The organism is Buttiauxella massiliensis, from assembly GCF_902500225.1.
GTDB classification, from domain to species: Bacteria; Pseudomonadota; Gammaproteobacteria; order Enterobacterales; family Enterobacteriaceae; genus Buttiauxella; species Buttiauxella massiliensis.
The window spans coordinates 219570-235432 of the sequence record NZ_LR722651.1 but is presented as its reverse complement, the minus strand read 5'-3'; the positions used below and the strand labels follow the sequence as shown (position 1 = coordinate 235432).

Genomic DNA, 15863 nt, shown 5'->3' with positions numbered 1-15863 from the left:
CTGGGTAATGATAATGTTCTCATTACGCATGTTACTCTCTGGAGTTGACTCCAGAGTCAAGAGGTAAATTTGAGGGGCGGTAAAAACCGCCCGCAAGGTCAAATATACAGAGCGCGGACAATCATAAAGTGCCCGGCAAAATAGCAGGCTGCGGCGATGGCGCTATCGCCTGTGAAGCGGCGGCGGTAATGGCTACCCAGCCAGACTATATTGCCCAGCAGCAGCAGCGTTGCGCCAATAAAGCCTGAGAAACTCGGGCGTGTTGGCAGGAAGAAATAGAGCTCACCGGCCAGCCACACCATCACTAGCGTCATGCCGATAAACGTCAGAATCGGCCAACGGAATGTTTCGAGGCGCGTCCAGATGACCGCGGTCAGTAGTGCACCAATAACCAGCAGAACCAGAGGCAAAGGCCAGAAGAAACTGAACGTCATTTGGCTGGCGAAATAGAGGGTATACAACAGGTGCGACAGGAAAAACGCCCCGATGGCGTACAACATACGCTGAGTAGGCAGCAAGGTCAGCGCATCGCCGAGCAGCGTTGCCGCAAGCCCCGCGAGGATCAAATAGCCTGTTGCGTTGAACATCGGCGCTTGCCAGGCCAGCAGTAATAACAGCAGAAGGGTGACGGGTTTAAACACCCAGCGTTGCCAGGTTGGCCCACGATAGGAGGCGTCGACGTACAGCCACCCGGAGAAGAATACAGCAATAAATGACCAAAGCATGGCATGTCCTTAGGGCATTAAATTAAAATTGAAAGCACGACGTTACTTATCTCAGTCTAGTGGTCAATGTCGGTGGGTGACAATGCCACGACGTGCAGGGTATTCTTAAAAGTGCCTGACAAATCGAGATAAATCCATGAGTAAAATGCCCCTTTTCTTCATCGCCGTCGTTGCGGTTATTGTTGTTGCCGCGTCGTTCCGCTTTGTGCAGCAGCGTCGTCAGAATGCGGAAAATGATGCCGCGCCCATGATGGAAAGAAGTGTGCTGGTGGCGACGAAACGTGAAATGCCCACCACCGATCGTCGATCACGACAACGCCAGGTTACACCTGTCGAAGATACAATGCGTTATGAGGTTTGGTTTCGCCCACAAAGTGGCGGACTGGAGCTAAAAATGCGCGTGACGGCAGAGCAGTATCACTCGATGAGCGTTGGTGATGCAGGAACTTTACAGTACAAGGGGACGCGCTTTGTGGGCTTCATCCCCGAGTGAGTCTATTTACCCTGGCGGAGCTTCTTCTGCCAGACCAGCAGTTCAAATACCCCAAAGATAAAAATCTTAATCTGCTGAGCGCGACTGAGCGGTGGGCTGCCTTTTGGCTGAGTCGATTTCAGCAACGCTAACTGCATACCGTGCATCAGCACGGTGAAGATCAGCGCGACGTTAATGAAGATATTCAGCGGGCGTGGGAACGGATGGACAATATTTAGTAACAAAAATGCCCAGACGCCGAGCATCAGCAATCGGCCTATGTTAATCAGCATGACTCTGCTCCTTGAATTTCACGGCTATACAAACGATACGCGACCTGTCCCGCGACTTTTTCACGATGCAAAGACCAGCTTACGGGCACCGTTGGCGTTCCGTTTTCCACTTCGCTTTCAACGTAGATCAGCGCTTCGTTTGCCAGCCAGCCATTGCTTTCCAGTAAGGATAATGTCTCTTCCAGCAAGCCTTTGCGGAATGGCGGGTCAACAAACACAATGCTATGTGGCTCGCCGGGCTGCGCCAGGAAATTAAGCGTGTTGGTGTTCACGACTTTTCCGTTGGTCGCTTTCAGCGTGGCGAGATTTTTTTGCAACTGCTGTGAAACGTTGCGATCCATCTCCAGCAATGTGGCACGGCTCGCGTAACGTGACAAGGCTTCAAGCCCCAATGCACCGCTTCCTGCAAAGCAATCCAGCACGGTGGCATCGACCATAGTGGGTGCCAGCCAGTTAAACAGGGTTTCACGAACCCGATCTGTGGTAGGACGCAGGCCAGGGCTGTCTGGTACGGGTAGTTTGCGGCCGCGCCATTGGCCGCCAATAATACGGATCTGGCCGGTGCCAGTAGATTGCGGTTTTTTCATGAGACTCACTGCGATGCAATTTCTTGCCGTCTAGTGTAACGGTGTGTGTAAGGCGGGGAAAGTGATAGACTAAGGCATTCATTAGATAATTATTTTCAGTGCCCGTGGCATGCTCAATCGGGCCTGTGCCATGAATTAACAGCGAGGGGTGTGTTCGCAAATGGCGAAAGAGAAAAAACGTGGCTTTTTTTCATGGTTAGGCTTTGGCCAGAAAGAGCAGGCTTCTGAACAAGAACCAGAACAAAAAGTAGCAGAAGAACAACCGGTTGCCGAAGACGTTGTTGAGCAAATTATTGAAGCTGAACAACCGCAAGCCGCTGACGAAACTGCACAGCCAGAAGAGATTAAGCCAGAAGCGCGAACTGAGATTGAGCCAGAAGTTTTACCTGAAGCTGAACCAGTTGTGCTTGAAAAGCATGAAGAACCTGAAGCCTTCGCTGAAGAGATCGTAGAAGTCACTGAAAAACTCGTCGAAAGCGAAGTGGCTGCGGTTGAAGCGGAAATCATTCCAGAACCAGAACCAGAAGTTACCGCGCAAGCTGCGGTCGAACACGAAGAGCTACCGGTTCCTGAAGAGATAGTCACGCCAGAAGCGGCGCAGGTTGAATCACTAGAAGAGTGGCAGCCTGAGCAAGAACCTGTCGTATCTGAAACTGTTGTCGAAGCGATCGTTGAAGCCGAACCGGTTGTCGAGACTGAAGAACTTGTTGAACCTGAAGAGGTTGCAGTCGCTCCGGTTGAAGCTATCGTAGTTGAAGACGTAATTGTTGAAGAAGTTGTTGCTGAAGAAGCTCCGGTAGAAGAAGTCGTTGAAGACATTCCTGTTGCAGCCGTTATCGTTGAAGAAGCTGCGGCGGAGCTGGAGCCTGAAGAGTCTCAAGCCGAAGATGTTCAGCACGAACAAGAGCGACCAACCAAAGAAGGTTTCTTTGCTCGCCTTAAACGCAGCCTGATTAAAACCAAACAGAACCTCGGTTCCGGATTTATCAGTCTGTTCCGTGGCAAGAAAATCGACGATGATCTGTTTGAAGAACTCGAAGAGCAGTTGCTTATCGCCGATGTGGGCGTTGAAACAACGCGCAAAATCATCACCAATTTGACAGAAGGCGCGAGCCGTAAAGACCTGCGTGACGCCGAAGCGTTGTACGGTCTGCTGAAAGAAGAGATGGGTGAAATACTGGCGAAAGTCGATGAGCCGCTGAAAGTGGAAGGCAAAACGCCATTCGTTATCCTGATGGTTGGCGTTAATGGCGTGGGTAAAACCACCACCATCGGCAAACTGGCTCGTCAGTTCCAGCAGGAAGGCAAATCTGTGATGCTGGCGGCGGGTGATACCTTCCGCGCCGCTGCGGTAGAGCAACTGCAGGTGTGGGGCGATCGTAACAATATTCCTGTTATTGCTCAGCACACAGGTGCTGATTCCGCCTCAGTGATTTTCGATGCCATTCAGGCCGCGAAAGCACGAAATGTCGACGTACTTCTGGCGGATACCGCCGGGCGTTTGCAGAATAAAGCGCACCTGATGGAAGAGCTGAAGAAAATCGTCCGCGTAATGAAAAAGCTGGACGAAGACGCACCGCATGAGGTTATGCTCACCCTCGATGCCAGCACCGGGCAGAATGCGATTAGCCAGGCTAAATTGTTCCATGAAGCCGTTGGATTGACAGGCATTACGCTAACCAAACTCGATGGTACAGCCAAAGGCGGCGTGATTTTCTCCGTTGCCGATCAGTTTGGTATTCCGATTCGCTATATTGGCGTCGGCGAGCGTATTGAGGACTTGCGTCCGTTTAATGCGGGCGATTTTATTGAGGCACTTTTTGCCCGAGAGGATTAACCATGATTCGCTTTGAACACGTTAGTAAGGCCTATCTCGGTGGGAGACAAGCGTTGCAGGGAGTGACCTTCCATATGCAACCTGGCGAGATGGCTTTCCTGACCGGCCACTCAGGCGCGGGGAAAAGTACCCTGCTCAAGCTTATCTGCGGTATCGAGCGGCCAAGTGCCGGGAAGATTGCTTTTGGCGGCCATGATATTAGCCGCCTCAAGAGCCGCGAAGTGCCGTTCCTGCGTCGCCAGATTGGGATGATCTTCCAGGATCACCATCTGTTGATGGACAGAACCGTTTACGACAATGTGGCGATCCCGCTGATCATCGCGGGTGCCAGCGGTGAAGATATTCGCCGCCGTGTCTCGGCAGCACTCGATAAAGTTGGTCTGCTCGATAAAGCGAAAAGTTTCCCGATCCAACTCTCTGGTGGTGAGCAACAGCGCGTCGGTATTGCGCGTGCTGTTGTGAACAAACCCGCCGTGTTATTGGCGGATGAACCAACGGGTAACCTCGATGATGCGCTCTCAGAAGGGATTTTGCGTCTGTTCGAAGAGTTCAACCGGGTGGGTGTAACTGTTTTGATGGCGACGCACGACATGGGGCTGATATCCCGCCGTAATTATCGCATGTTGACGTTAAGTGACGGCCATTTGCATGGAGGCCTGGCAGGTGAATAAACGCAGCGCGCTCAATCACATAAAGCGCTTCAGCAACAAGCTGGATAAAATCAACTCGCTGAATAAGTTAGGGGATTTAGGTCGCTCGGTGAAAAAACGTGGCAAAGGGCCTCAGTCGAAAAGCAAATCTCTGAAAGGTGGCGTGAACGAACAGTTCCGTTACGCCTGGCAGGGCGCTTTACAAGACCTGCGCAGCAAGCCATTAGCTACTTTCCTGACGGTGATGGTTATCGCCATCTCCCTGACGCTGCCGAGCGTGTGCTACATGGTTTACAAGAACGTGAACCAGGCCGCTACGCAGTATTACCCTTCGCCACAAATCACCGTTTACCTCGATAAAGCGCTGGACGACAATGCCGCGCAGCAAGTGGTTGGCGCGATTCAGGCGGAAGAGGGCGTCGATAAAGTTAACTATCTATCGCGTGACGAAGCGCTGGGTGAGTTCCGCAACTGGTCGGGCTTTGGCGGCGCGCTGGACATGCTGGAAGAAAACCCGCTGCCCGCCGTTGCGGTAGTGAACCCGAAACTGGACTTCCAGACGACTGACCATCTGAACACCCTGCGCGACCGCGTAGCGCGCATTAACGGTGTTGACGAAGTGCGTATGGACGACAGCTGGTTTGCTCGTCTCGCTTCGCTGACCGGTCTTGTGGGGCGCGTTGCCGCGATGATTGGTGTGCTGATGGTTGCCGCAGTATTCCTGGTGATTGGTAACAGCGTGCGTTTAAGCATTTTTGCTCGTCGCGACACCATCAACGTGCAAAAACTGATTGGTGCAACGGATGGATTCATCCTGCGCCCGTTTTTGTACGGCGGTGCATTATTAGGCTTTAGCGGTGCATTTTTGTCGCTGATTTTGACCGAAATTCTGGTGTGGCGTTTGTCGTCGGCGGTCACTCAAGTGGCGCAAGTCTTCGGCACAAAGTTCGATTTGACGGGCTTAGGTTTCGATGAATGTCTGCTGTTGCTGCTGGTTGCTTCCATGAGTGGATGGTTGGCGGCATGGATCGCAACGGTACAACATTTACGTCGTTTTACCCCAGAGTAAAAATTTTTTGATATACTTGTTCCCTGCTACGAAGTACCCGTCAGCAGGGGACACGCTCCCACCTCGGTATGTGTTTCTCCTGCCCAGTTTCATAGCTCTGTCACATTTTGTGTGTAATATATGCACAGCTTTACAGTGAAATTGTGGATAACGTCACTGTCTGAGTTTACTGTGGATGGTACGGTTTGGCGCTTGACGTGTGGTCAGGTGCAGCATGGTGTAGCAACCTGTACGTTAGTCTTAAGAGAGGGTTTGAATGACCAAAGAAATGCAAAATTTAGCTTTAGCCCCTGTTGGTAACCTGGAGTCTTATATCCGGGCCGCTAATTCCTGGCCGATGTTAACGGCTGAGGAAGAGAAGGAGCTGGCTGAAAAGCTGCATTACCAGGGCGATCTGGAAGCAGCGAAAAGGCTGATCCTGTCTCACCTGCGCTTTGTTGTTCATATCGCTCGTAATTACTCGGGCTATGGTTTGCCGCAGGCTGACTTGATCCAGGAAGGCAACATCGGCCTGATGAAGGCTGTGCGCCGTTTTAACCCTGAAGTGGGTGTCCGTCTGGTGTCGTTCGCCGTGCACTGGATCAAAGCTGAAATTCACGAATACGTGCTGCGTAACTGGCGTATTGTGAAAGTGGCAACCACTAAAGCACAACGTAAGTTGTTCTTTAACCTGCGTAAAACTAAACAACGTCTGGGTTGGTTCAACCAAGACGAAGTGGAAATGGTTGCCAACGAGCTGGGTGTTTCCAGCAAAGATGTCCGTGAAATGGAATCTCGTATGGCGGCGCAGGACATGACGTTCGATATGGGCAACGACGACGATTCAGACAGCGCGCCAATGGCTCCAGTGCTGTTCTTGCAGGATAAGTCTTCTAATTTTGCCGATGGCATTGAAGACGACAACTGGGAATCGCACGCGGCTGATAAACTCAGCGACGCCATGTTAGGCCTGGACGAACGTAGTCAGGATATTATCCGTGCCCGTTGGCTCGACGAAGAAAACAAGAGTACATTGCAAGAACTGGCCGATCGCTACGGCGTTTCCGCTGAGCGTGTGCGCCAGCTTGAAAAGAACGCAATGAAAAAACTGCGCATGGCCATCGAAGCGTAAGTTATACAGTCATCCAAAAAAACCGCCTTTCGGGGCGGTTTTTTTATGCCCGTCACTTTCCTTTCCCATTGTGAAAAAATTGTTATTCCAAAAACCGTAAATTCGGGTATGTTTTTAACTCGGAGTGCGGCGAAGGCACGCGCAGTATTCTTAAATCAAAAATAAAACCGTGCCAAAACAACACAACAATTATCCATCACAACAAGAATGGGGATCCTCAGGATGAAAATGAAGGGCAAAGCGTTATTGGCTGGTTGTATTGCACTTGCGATGAGCAACGCAGCATTTGCTAAGGACATCAAAGTGGCGGTCGTTGGGGCGATGTCTGGCCCGGTAGCTCAGTATGGCGACCAGGAATTTACCGGCGCAGAACAGGCTGTTGCTGATATTAATGCCAAAGGCGGCATCAAAGGCGACAAGCTGGTTATCACCAAATATGACGATGCTTGTGACCCGAAACAAGCCGTGGCTGTCGCCAACAAAGTGGTTAACGATGGCATCAAATATGTAATCGGCCACTTGTGTTCTTCTTCCACCCAGCCAGCGTCTGATATCTACGAAGACGAAGGTGTTCTAATGATCACCCCTGCGGCAACGGCTCCTGAGCTGACTTCCCGTGGGTACAAATTAACTATGCGTACCACAGGCCTGGACTCTGATCAGGGCCCAACGGCTGCGAAATACATCCTTGATCATGTGAAACCGAAAAACATCGCGGTCATTCATGACAAACAGCAGTATGGCGAAGGCCTGGCGCGATCCGTTCAGGACAACCTGAAAAAAGGCGGCGCTAACGTGGTGTTCTTTGACGGTATCACCGCAGGCGAGAAAGACTTCTCCACGCTGGTGGCACGCCTGAAGAAAGAGAACATCGACTTCGTTTACTACGGTGGTTACCACCCGGAAATGGGACAGATCCTGCGTCAGTCTCGTGCAGCAGGCCTGAAAACTCAGTTCATGGGTCCAGAAGGTGTAGCGAACGTTTCTCTGTCTAACATCGCGGGTGAATCAGCCGAAGGCTTGTTAGTGACTAAGCCGAAGAACTACGACCAGGTTCCGGCGAACAAACCGGTTGTAGATGCGATTAAAGCGAAGAAACAAGATCCAAGTGGTGCGTTCGTATGGACCACATACGCAGCACTGCAATCGCTGGCGGCTGGCCTGAACAAGTCAGAAGATCCAGCTGAAATCGCTACCTATCTGAAAGGTGCAACTGTGGAAACCGTAATGGGGCCATTGAGCTGGGATCAGAAAGGCGACCTGAAAGGCTTTGAGTTCGGCGTGTTTACGTGGCATGCGAACGGTACTGCTACCGACGCCAAATAATTTATCGGGCACCTTTCGCGCCGCAGATGCGTTGGCTGCGTTGTTACTCGGCCCATCCTTGGGCCTCGCCCTTGTAGGGCCGCTGCAAGCAGCGTTCAAATCTGTTCCTGACAGTTTTGTTAACCCCGGTCACTTACTGGAGTAAGCTCCCGGGGATTTCACAACTTGCCGCCTTCCTGCAACGCGAAATGCTTCGATAAATATGTGAAGTGATAACCAAACAGTTATCACTTCTTCCAGCCACCATTTTGCTCCGCAAAACCTACCGCCTGCATAAACGCCGTCATCACATCACGGTCTTCTACGCCTGCATCGTTCATCCACCAGGCGATGATGTCAGGATTATCACGAATCACTTCTTCGACCAGATACTGCCCAACGCCACGGCGACGGGTGATTTCGCGTACTCGTAGCGAATCCAGCGCGGCTTCATTGCCCACGAGCGTAACGCGAACCGCACCGAGCAGCCGATCATTAAATTTTGCAGCATAAATTCTGTGAGTATCAGTCAAAGCAAGCGAAGCGCTGGAGTATTCCGGCCAGATCTTAGCAAGATCGATCTCATCCTGAGCACTACACTCAAACAGACGAATGATGGTGAGTTTCATAAGCGAGCTAACCAAAAAGCGGGAAAACCCCGAGTGTAACCAATTTATTTGCGCCAGACGCTTTCTCTTTTATATGTCATATACCAGACGATTAATTTTTGCGGCAAACGTATGCCAGTTCGATAAACGGTAGATTGAAATATGGTCAGTATAAAACCCTAAAACCTAGTGTTTTATTCCGCTCTTTGTATCGCTATTTTATGCTGAAAAAGCTGCTTTTTTTTGTTTAACTATGAGCAAATACAGAATAATATCTTTGCTTAATAGCCTGAAAAATAGAGGGTTTAGCTTTAAAAATTGTAAATTTTAGTGCTAAGCCCTTAAGGGCACTCATAAAAATGGTTAAAGCCTAAAAAACGCACAGTACGTTTTTGGTCACTATAAAACCACATAATCACGAACAGGAATTGGATCTATGAAAATGAACGCGAAGACATTACTCGCTGGGGTTATTGCGCTGGCGGTGTCTCACGCGGCAACCGCAGCAGACATCAAAGTTGCGGTTGTTGGTGCAATGTCTGGCCCGGTTGCGCAGTGGGGCGACATGGAATTTAACGGCGCGCGGCAGGCAATTAAAGACATCAACGCTAAAGGCGGCATCAAAGGCGACAAACTTGTTGCGATTGAATACGATGATGCTTGTGACCCGAAACAAGCAGTAGCGGTTGCCAACAAAATCGTTAACGACGGTGTGCGTTATGTTATTGGTCACCTTTGCTCCTCTTCCACTCAGCCTGCGTCTGATATCTACGAAGACGAAGGCATCCTGATGATCACTCCTGGTGCAACTAACCCAGAACTGACTGCTCGTGGTTACAAAATGATTATGCGTACCGCGGGCCTGGATTCTTCCCAGGGCCCAACGGCGTCTAAATACATTCTCGACACTGTAAAACCGAAGCGCATCGCGGTCATTCATGACAAACAGCAATATGGCGAAGGCCTGGCGCGTTCTGTACAGGATGGCTTGAAGAAAGGCGGCGCGAACATCGTCTTCTTCGACGGTATCACTGCGGGCGATAAAGACTTCTCCACGCTGGTTGCGCGTCTGCAAAAAGAGAACATCGACTTCGTTTATTACGGTGGTTACTACCCGGAAATGGGTCAGATTCTGCGTCAGGCACGTGCTGTTGGCCTGAAAACTCAGTTTATGGGCCCAGAGGGTGTGGGTAACGCATCGCTGTCTAACATCGCAGGTGCGGCGGGCGAAGGCATGTTAGTGACTATGCCAAAACGCTATGACCAGGACCCAGCGAACAAAGCTATCGTTGATGAGCTGAAAGCTGAGAAGAAAGATCCAAGTGGTCCGTATGTATGGATTACTTACGCAGCGGTGCAATCTCTGGCTACAGCACTTGAGCGTACCGGCAGCGAAGAACCTGCTGATTTAGTGAAAGATTTGAAAGCAAACGGTGCGAAAACCGTGATTGGGCCGCTGAACTGGGATGAGAAAGGCGATCTGAAGGGATTTGATTTTGGTGTCTTCCAGTGGCATGCCGACGGTTCGTCTTCCGTAGCTAAATAGATCGGCAAATCTGGGTCATCCCACCTCCCCGGCGGCTATGCGTTGGGGAGGAATAAATAAGGTTATTGTATGTCCGAGCAGTTCCTCTACTTCCTGCAACAGATGTTTAACGGCGTCACGCTGGGCAGTACTTACGCGTTGATAGCCATCGGTTACACCATGGTTTACGGCATTATCGGCATGATCAACTTCGCCCATGGCGAGGTATATATGATCGGCAGCTACGTCTCGTTTATGATCATCGCAGCGCTGATGATGATGGGCATTGACGTTGGCTGGATGCTGGTTGGTGCAGGTTTTATTGGTGCCATTGTCATCGCCAGTGCCTACGGTTGGAGCATCGAGCGCGTTGCTTACAAACCGGTGCGTAACTCTAAGCGTCTGATTGCACTGATCTCTGCTATCGGGATGTCTATCTTCCTGCAAAACTACGTCAGCCTGACTGAAGGTTCACGTGATATTGCGCTGCCAAGCCTGTTTAACGGCCAGTGGGTCGTTGGTGCCAGCGACAACTTCACCGCAACCATTACCACCATGCAACTGGTGATTTGGGTGGTGACGTTCCTTGCGATGCTCGCGCTGACGCTGTTTATTCGCTACTCCCGCATGGGCCGTGCGTGCCGCGCGTGTGCAGAAGATTTGAAAATGGCGAGCCTGCTCGGAATTAACACCGACCGCGTTATCTCCCTGACCTTCGTGATTGGCGCTGCCATGGCGGCGGTAGCGGGTGTACTGCTCGGCCAGTTCTACGGCGTTATCAACCCCTACATCGGCTTTATGGCCGGGATGAAAGCCTTCACCGCAGCGGTACTTGGCGGTATCGGCAGTATTCCTGGTGCGATGATTGGTGGCCTGATTTTAGGTGTTGCAGAAGCGCTGACCTCCGCGTATCTGAGCACTGAATATAAAGATGTTGTCTCCTTTGCTCTGCTCATCGTGGTGCTGTTGGTTATGCCAACCGGTATCTTGGGCCGTCCGGAGGTAGAAAAAGTATGAAGCCGATGCATGTTGTTTTGGCGCTGCTTTCGGCAGCCATATTTTTCGTGCTGGCGGGCGTCTTTATGGGCGTTCAGCTGAGTCTCGATGGTACTAAGCTTGTAGTCCATAGTGCGGAAACAGTGCGCTGGGAATGGGTGTTGATTGGTACGGCGATTGTCTTCGTCTTCCAGTTGCTGCGGCCTGCATTCCAGAAAGGCATGAAAAAAGTCTCCGGGCCGAAGTTTGTGCTGCCTGCGTTAGATGGTTCTACACCGAAACAGAAACTGTTCCTGGCGGCACTGTTGGTGCTTGCGGTTGCGTGGCCGTTTGTGGTGTCACGCGGTACGGTGGATATCGCCACGCTCACCATGATTTATATCATTCTCGGCCTTGGCCTGAACGTGGTTGTCGGTTTGTCTGGCTTGCTGGTGCTGGGCTACGGCGGTTTTTATGCCATCGGCGCTTATACCTTTGCGCTGCTCAACCACTACTACGGTTTAGGCTTCTGGACATGCTTGCCAATAGCGGGCCTGGTGTCTGCGGCGGCAGGTTTCCTGCTTGGCTTCCCGGTGTTGCGTTTACGCGGCGACTACCTCGCGATTGTGACGCTCGGCTTTGGTGAAATCGTCCGTATTTTGCTGCTCAACAACACCGAAATTACCGGTGGTCCGAACGGCATCAGCCAGATCCCAAAACCAACGCTGTTCGGTCTGGAATTCAGCCGTGGCACGCGTGAAGGCGGGTGGGACACTTTCAGTAACTTCTTTAACGTCGCATACAACCCCGGTGACAGGATTATCTTCCTTTATCTGGTTGCGCTGTTGCTGGTTGTATTGTCGCTGTTTGTGATTAACCGACTGCTGCGGATGCCGCTGGGCCGTGCGTGGGAAGCGTTGCGTGAAGATGAAATCGCATGCCGCTCACTGGGTCTGAACCCAACTCGTATCAAGCTGACCGCATTCACTATTAGCGCCGCGTTTGCAGGCTTTGCCGGTACGCTGTTCGCCGCACGCCAGGGCTTTGTTAGCCCGGAATCCTTCACTTTTGCCGAATCGGCATTCGTACTGGCGATTGTCGTGCTGGGCGGTATGGGCTCGCAATTTGCCGTTATCCTCGCCGCCGTGCTGCTGGTGGTATCGCGTGAACTGATGCGTGATCTGAACGAATACAGCATGTTGGTGCTTGGTGGCTTGATGGTGCTGATGATGATCTGGCGTCCACAAGGCTTGCTGCCGATGTCACGTCCGCAATTGAAGCTTAAAAAAGAGCAAGTGGAACAAGTGAAAGGAGAGCAGGCATGAGTCAGCCATTGTTATCCGTAAACGGCTTGATGATGCGTTTTGGCGGCCTGCTCGCCGTAAACAATGTTTCTCTGGAACTGCATCCACAAGAAATTGTTTCGTTAATCGGCCCTAACGGTGCCGGTAAAACCACGGTGTTTAACTGCCTGACCGGCTTCTACAAGCCATCAGGCGGTACGATTCTGTTGCGTGATCAGCATCTTGAAGGGCTGCCGGGTCAGCAAATTGCACGTATGGGCGTGGTGCGTACTTTCCAGCACGTGCGTCTGTTCCGCGAAATGACCGTGATTGAAAACTTGCTGGTTGCTCAGCATATGCAACTGAAAACCGGTGTGTTCTCAGGTCTTTTGAAAACGCCAGCTTTTCGCCGTTCACAAAGCGAAGCGCTGGACCGCGCTGCAACCTGGCTTGATCGTATTGGTCTGCTTGAGCAGGCTAACCGCCAGGCGAGCAACCTGGCGTATGGCGATCAGCGCCGTCTCGAGATTGCACGCTGCATGGTGACTCAGCCAGAAATTCTGATGCTTGATGAACCCGCAGCTGGCCTTAACCCGAAAGAAACGCATGAGCTCGATGAGTTAATCATGGAGTTACGTAACCATCACAACACCACCGTGCTGTTAATCGAGCATGACATGAAACTGGTGATGGGCATTTCTGACAGGATTTACGTGGTAAACCAGGGGACGCCGCTTGCGAACGGCACGCCGGAGCAAATCCGTAACAACCCTGACGTAATCCGCGCATATTTGGGTGAGGCTTAATATGGAAAATATCATGTTGTCATTTGACCGTGTGAGCGCCCACTACGGAAAAATCCAGGCGCTTCATGAGGTCAGTCTGCACATCAAGCAGGGCGAAATCGTCACTCTGATTGGTGCTAACGGTGCCGGTAAAACGACGCTATTGGGAACACTTTGTGGTGACCCGCGCGCCTCAAGCGGCAAGATTACCTTTGATGGTAAAGACATCACCGACTGGCATACCGCACGCATCATGCGTGAAGCAGTAGCGATTGTGCCGGAAGGTCGCCGCGTGTTTTCCCGTATGACGGTAGAAGAAAACCTGGCGATGGGTGGCTTCTTTGCGGAACGCGACCAGTATCATGAACGTATCCAACGCGTTTACGAACTGTTCCCGCGCTTGCTGGAGCGCCGTATTCAGCGTGCGGGTACGATGTCCGGTGGTGAGCAACAAATGCTGGCGATTGGCCGTGCATTAATGAGCCAACCGCGCCTGTTGCTGTTAGATGAACCGTCGCTCGGTCTTGCGCCAATCATCATCCAGCAGATTTTCGACACCATTGAAAAATTGCGCAGCGAAGGCATGACCATCTTCCTGGTCGAGCAGAACGCCAACCAGGCGTTGAAACTCGCTGACCGCGGCTACGTGCTGGAAAACGGCCACGTGGTACTGGAAGATACCGGTGACGCGCTGTTAGCTAACGAAGCGGTGCGCAGCGCCTACTTGGGCGGCTAGATTTCAAGGGATTAACTCGTTAAAAAAGTAAAAAGGGCTTCGGCTCTTTTTATTTTTCGTATGATATTATTGCGAATAATTTCTATTATCACCAACAGAACAAGGAGTTCAGGATGACACGTTCTGGTATCTATGCCCTTATTGGGACGCTGTTTTTCTCGGCCCCGCTTGCGGCGCTTGAGAGTAAAAATATCAATCCTCGCGACCCGTCTATTTGGCAGGAGAAACATGATCCTGCTGCGACGGGGGAAGTGGCATGTAACATATTCAGTAGTTCAGTATGTCCCTCGTATGAAGATGATAAATCCGAACAGCAACGCGAGTACGAACGGCGAGAACAACGTCGTAAGGTGGCTGAACGGGAAAAAATGCTTAAAGCGTTATAGCGGCAGCGCTGGCTGCCATTATTTTTTTCACAAATCTATCATTCTCTCGCCATTTTTCTGAAGCCAGTCTGTAATCGCTTCGTCATCCTCTTGTTCTATTTCTGTCATATGCGCATGTCATGTTGTGTTGCGAAGAAAAACGCGTGATTTCGCGCATCCGACACAAGAAGAGAGATAACCGAATGACATCGTTACGACACACAGCAATTTGCCTGGCGCTAGGATGCGTATTTAGCAGCAGCGCTATCGCCGCCACCTCCATTCCATTCTGGCATTCAATGGAAGGCGAGTTGGGCAAAGAGGTTGACTCACTGGCTCAACGTTTTAACCAGACGCATCCTGACTACAAAATTGTTCCGGTTTATAAAGGTAACTACGAACAAAACCTGGCGGCAGGGATTGCGGCTTTCCGTTCGGGCAATGCGCCAGCCATTTTGCAGGTTTACGAAGTCGGCACCGCGACCATGATGGCCTCGAAAGCTATCAAGCCGGTGTATGAAGTGTTTAACGATGCGGGCATTAAGTTCGACGAATCCCAATTTGTGCCGACGGTTTCTGGTTACTACACCGATGCGAAAACCGGGCATCTGCTTTCCCAGCCTTTCAACAGCTCCACCCCAGTGCTGTATTACAACAAAGATGCTTTTAAGAAAGCTGGCCTGAATCCGGACCAGCCGCCAAAAACCTGGCAGGAGCTGGCTGAATACACTGCGAAGCTGAAAGCGGCGGGTATGAAGTGTGGTTACGCCAGCGGCTGGCAGGGCTGGATTCAAATTGAAAACTTCAGCGCGTGGAACGGCTTGCCGGTTGCAACCAAAAACAACGGTTTTGACGGTACTGACGCAGTTCTGAAATTCAATAAACCAGAGCAAGTGAAACATATCGCTCTGCTGGAAGAGCTGAATAAGAAAGGTGATTTCAGCTACTTTGGCCGCAAAGACGAATCCACCGAGAAGTTCTACAACGGTGATTGCGCCATCACAACCGCCTCTTCCGGTTCGCTTGCTGATATCCGCCATTACGCCAAATTCAACTACGGTGTGGGCATGATGCCTTACGATTCAACCATTCCGAACGCACCGCAAAACGCCATTATCGGTGGGGCAAGTCTGTGGGTTATGCAGGGTAAAGACGCTGCGACTTACAAAGGCGTTGCCGAGTTTATGCAGTTCCTTGCTCAGCCAGAAATCGCCGCTGAGTGGCACCAGAAAACAGGTTATCTGCCAATTACCAAAGCGGCTTATGACCTGACGCGTGAACAAGGCTTCTATGAGAAAAATCCAGGCGCTGATATCGCTACGCGCCAGATGATGAACAAGCCACCATTGCCATTCACCAAAGGTCTGCGTCTGGGCAACATGCCACAGATTCGTACCATAGTGGATGAAGAACTGGAATCGGTGTGGACCGGCAAGAAAACCCCTCAACAAGCGTTAGATAGCTCGGTTGAGCGTGGAAATCAGCTGCTGCGCCGTTTCGAGCAGTCGACGAAGTCTTAAGTTTTGTTGATGTCGGA

Annotated in this window: 17 protein-coding genes; 13 read left to right on the top strand and 4 right to left on the bottom strand. The window is 51.3% G+C overall.

From position 1 onward, the window contains the following. Positions 1–98 precede the first annotated feature (98 nt). On the bottom strand, positions 99–725 hold the full coding sequence (locus tag GC128_RS07680; protein ID WP_064514650.1) for a lysoplasmalogenase: 627 nt from the start codon (positions 723–725) through the stop codon (positions 99–101). Between the two features lie 136 nt (positions 726–861). On the opposite strand from GC128_RS07680, the gene GC128_RS07675 reads away from it, so the two are divergent. After that, on the top strand, positions 862–1218 hold the full coding sequence (locus tag GC128_RS07675; protein ID WP_151993807.1) for a DUF2500 domain-containing protein: 357 nt from the start codon (positions 862–864) through the stop codon (positions 1216–1218). A gap of 2 nt (positions 1219–1220) precedes the next feature. Here GC128_RS07675 and GC128_RS07670 read toward each other — a convergent pair whose 3' ends face one another. Both GC128_RS07670 and rsmD read right to left on the bottom strand, forming a co-directional pair. Beyond that, complete coding sequence (locus GC128_RS07670; protein WP_064561314.1) at positions 1221–1490, bottom strand: DUF1145 family protein; 270 nt, start codon at positions 1488–1490, stop codon at positions 1221–1223. Further along, positions 1484–2077 (bottom strand): 16S rRNA (guanine(966)-N(2))-methyltransferase, encoded by a 594-nt coding sequence (gene rsmD / locus GC128_RS07665; RefSeq protein WP_151993806.1) that lies wholly within the window; start codon positions 2075–2077, stop codon positions 1484–1486. The genes GC128_RS07670 and rsmD overlap by 7 nt, the downstream gene beginning before the upstream one ends. 160 nt (positions 2078–2237) lie before the next feature. Between rsmD and ftsY the strand changes: the two genes are divergently transcribed. From ftsY to GC128_RS07640, 5 genes are all read left to right on the top strand, one after another. After that, entirely contained in the window at positions 2238–3914 is a 1677-nt protein-coding gene (gene ftsY / locus GC128_RS07660) for a signal recognition particle-docking protein FtsY (protein ID WP_151993805.1), read from the top strand. A gap of 2 nt (positions 3915–3916) precedes the next feature. Beyond that, positions 3917–4585: a cell division ATP-binding protein FtsE gene (ftsE, locus tag GC128_RS07655; protein ID WP_064542330.1), complete on the top strand. Its 669-nt coding sequence runs from the start codon at positions 3917–3919 to the stop codon at positions 4583–4585. Continuing rightward, positions 4578–5633, top strand: a complete 1056-nt coding sequence (ftsX, locus tag GC128_RS07650) for a permease-like cell division protein FtsX (protein WP_151993804.1) — start codon at positions 4578–4580, stop codon at positions 5631–5633. The genes ftsE and ftsX overlap by 8 nt, the downstream gene beginning before the upstream one ends. A 256-nt stretch (positions 5634–5889) precedes the next feature. Further along, positions 5890–6744 carry an RNA polymerase sigma factor RpoH gene (gene rpoH, locus GC128_RS07645; protein WP_034460519.1) on the top strand — a complete coding sequence of 285 codons (855 nt, stop codon included), beginning with the start codon at positions 5890–5892 and terminating at the stop codon, positions 6742–6744. A gap of 222 nt (positions 6745–6966) precedes the next feature. Then, positions 6967–8070 (top strand): branched-chain amino acid ABC transporter substrate-binding protein, encoded by a 1104-nt coding sequence (locus GC128_RS07640; protein ID WP_151993803.1) that lies wholly within the window; start codon positions 6967–6969, stop codon positions 8068–8070. Positions 8071–8297: 227 nt separating this feature from the next. Here GC128_RS07640 and panM read toward each other — a convergent pair whose 3' ends face one another. Continuing rightward, on the bottom strand, positions 8298–8678 hold the full coding sequence (panM, locus tag GC128_RS07635; protein WP_151993802.1) for an aspartate 1-decarboxylase autocleavage activator PanM: 381 nt from the start codon (positions 8676–8678) through the stop codon (positions 8298–8300). Between the two features lie 415 nt (positions 8679–9093). On the opposite strand from panM, the gene livK reads away from it, so the two are divergent. The 7 genes from livK (at position 9094) to ugpB (ending at position 15846) form a co-directional block, all read left to right on the top strand. Next, positions 9094–10203 carry a high-affinity branched-chain amino acid ABC transporter substrate-binding protein LivK gene (gene livK, locus GC128_RS07630; RefSeq protein WP_151993801.1) on the top strand — a complete coding sequence of 370 codons (1110 nt, stop codon included), beginning with the start codon at positions 9094–9096 and terminating at the stop codon, positions 10201–10203. A 69-nt stretch (positions 10204–10272) separates the two neighbouring features. Next, on the top strand, positions 10273–11199 hold the full coding sequence (gene livH / locus GC128_RS07625) for a high-affinity branched-chain amino acid ABC transporter permease LivH (RefSeq protein ID WP_064514637.1): 927 nt from the start codon (positions 10273–10275) through the stop codon (positions 11197–11199). Further along, positions 11196–12482: a high-affinity branched-chain amino acid ABC transporter permease LivM gene (locus GC128_RS07620; RefSeq protein ID WP_151993800.1), complete on the top strand. Its 1287-nt coding sequence runs from the start codon at positions 11196–11198 to the stop codon at positions 12480–12482. The genes livH and GC128_RS07620 overlap by 4 nt, the downstream gene beginning before the upstream one ends. Continuing rightward, positions 12479–13246, top strand: coding sequence for a high-affinity branched-chain amino acid ABC transporter ATP-binding protein LivG (livG, locus tag GC128_RS07615; protein WP_034460506.1), 768 nt, complete (start codon positions 12479–12481; stop codon positions 13244–13246). The genes GC128_RS07620 and livG overlap by 4 nt, the downstream gene beginning before the upstream one ends. A gap of 1 nt (position 13247) precedes the next feature. After that, entirely contained in the window at positions 13248–13961 is a 714-nt protein-coding gene (gene livF, locus GC128_RS07610) for a high-affinity branched-chain amino acid ABC transporter ATP-binding protein LivF (RefSeq protein WP_151993799.1), read from the top strand. Positions 13962–14074: 113 nt separating this feature from the next. Further along, entirely contained in the window at positions 14075–14347 is a 273-nt protein-coding gene (locus GC128_RS07605) for a hypothetical protein (RefSeq protein ID WP_151993798.1), read from the top strand. A gap of 182 nt (positions 14348–14529) precedes the next feature. Next, positions 14530–15846 (top strand): sn-glycerol-3-phosphate ABC transporter substrate-binding protein UgpB, encoded by a 1317-nt coding sequence (ugpB, locus tag GC128_RS07600; RefSeq protein WP_151993797.1) that lies wholly within the window; start codon positions 14530–14532, stop codon positions 15844–15846. The last annotated feature ends 17 nt before the right edge of the window (positions 15847–15863 follow it).

Coding starts and splice junctions, on each gene's coding strand:
- GC128_RS07680 (WP_064514650.1), bottom strand. CDS start 725: ATGCTTTGGTCATTTATTGCTGTATTCTTCTCCGGGTGGCTGTACGTC.
- GC128_RS07675 (WP_151993807.1), top strand. CDS start 862: ATGAGTAAAATGCCCCTTTTCTTCATCGCCGTCGTTGCGGTTATTGTT.
- ftsY (WP_151993805.1), top strand. CDS start 2,238: ATGGCGAAAGAGAAAAAACGTGGCTTTTTTTCATGGTTAGGCTTTGGC.
- GC128_RS07640 (WP_151993803.1), top strand. CDS start 6,967: ATGAAAATGAAGGGCAAAGCGTTATTGGCTGGTTGTATTGCACTTGCG.
- GC128_RS07670 (WP_064561314.1), bottom strand. CDS start 1,490: ATGCTGATTAACATAGGCCGATTGCTGATGCTCGGCGTCTGGGCATTT.
- ftsE (WP_064542330.1), top strand. CDS start 3,917: ATGATTCGCTTTGAACACGTTAGTAAGGCCTATCTCGGTGGGAGACAA.
- livK (WP_151993801.1), top strand. CDS start 9,094: ATGAAAATGAACGCGAAGACATTACTCGCTGGGGTTATTGCGCTGGCG.
- livF (WP_151993799.1), top strand. CDS start 13,248: ATGGAAAATATCATGTTGTCATTTGACCGTGTGAGCGCCCACTACGGA.
- GC128_RS07620 (WP_151993800.1), top strand. CDS start 11,196: ATGAAGCCGATGCATGTTGTTTTGGCGCTGCTTTCGGCAGCCATATTT.
- livG (WP_034460506.1), top strand. CDS start 12,479: ATGAGTCAGCCATTGTTATCCGTAAACGGCTTGATGATGCGTTTTGGC.
- panM (WP_151993802.1), bottom strand. CDS start 8,678: ATGAAACTCACCATCATTCGTCTGTTTGAGTGTAGTGCTCAGGATGAG.
- GC128_RS07605 (WP_151993798.1), top strand. CDS start 14,075: ATGACACGTTCTGGTATCTATGCCCTTATTGGGACGCTGTTTTTCTCG.
- livH (WP_064514637.1), top strand. CDS start 10,273: ATGTCCGAGCAGTTCCTCTACTTCCTGCAACAGATGTTTAACGGCGTC.
- rpoH (WP_034460519.1), top strand. CDS start 5,890: ATGACCAAAGAAATGCAAAATTTAGCTTTAGCCCCTGTTGGTAACCTG.
- rsmD (WP_151993806.1), bottom strand. CDS start 2,077: ATGAAAAAACCGCAATCTACTGGCACCGGCCAGATCCGTATTATTGGC.
- ugpB (WP_151993797.1), top strand. CDS start 14,530: ATGACATCGTTACGACACACAGCAATTTGCCTGGCGCTAGGATGCGTA.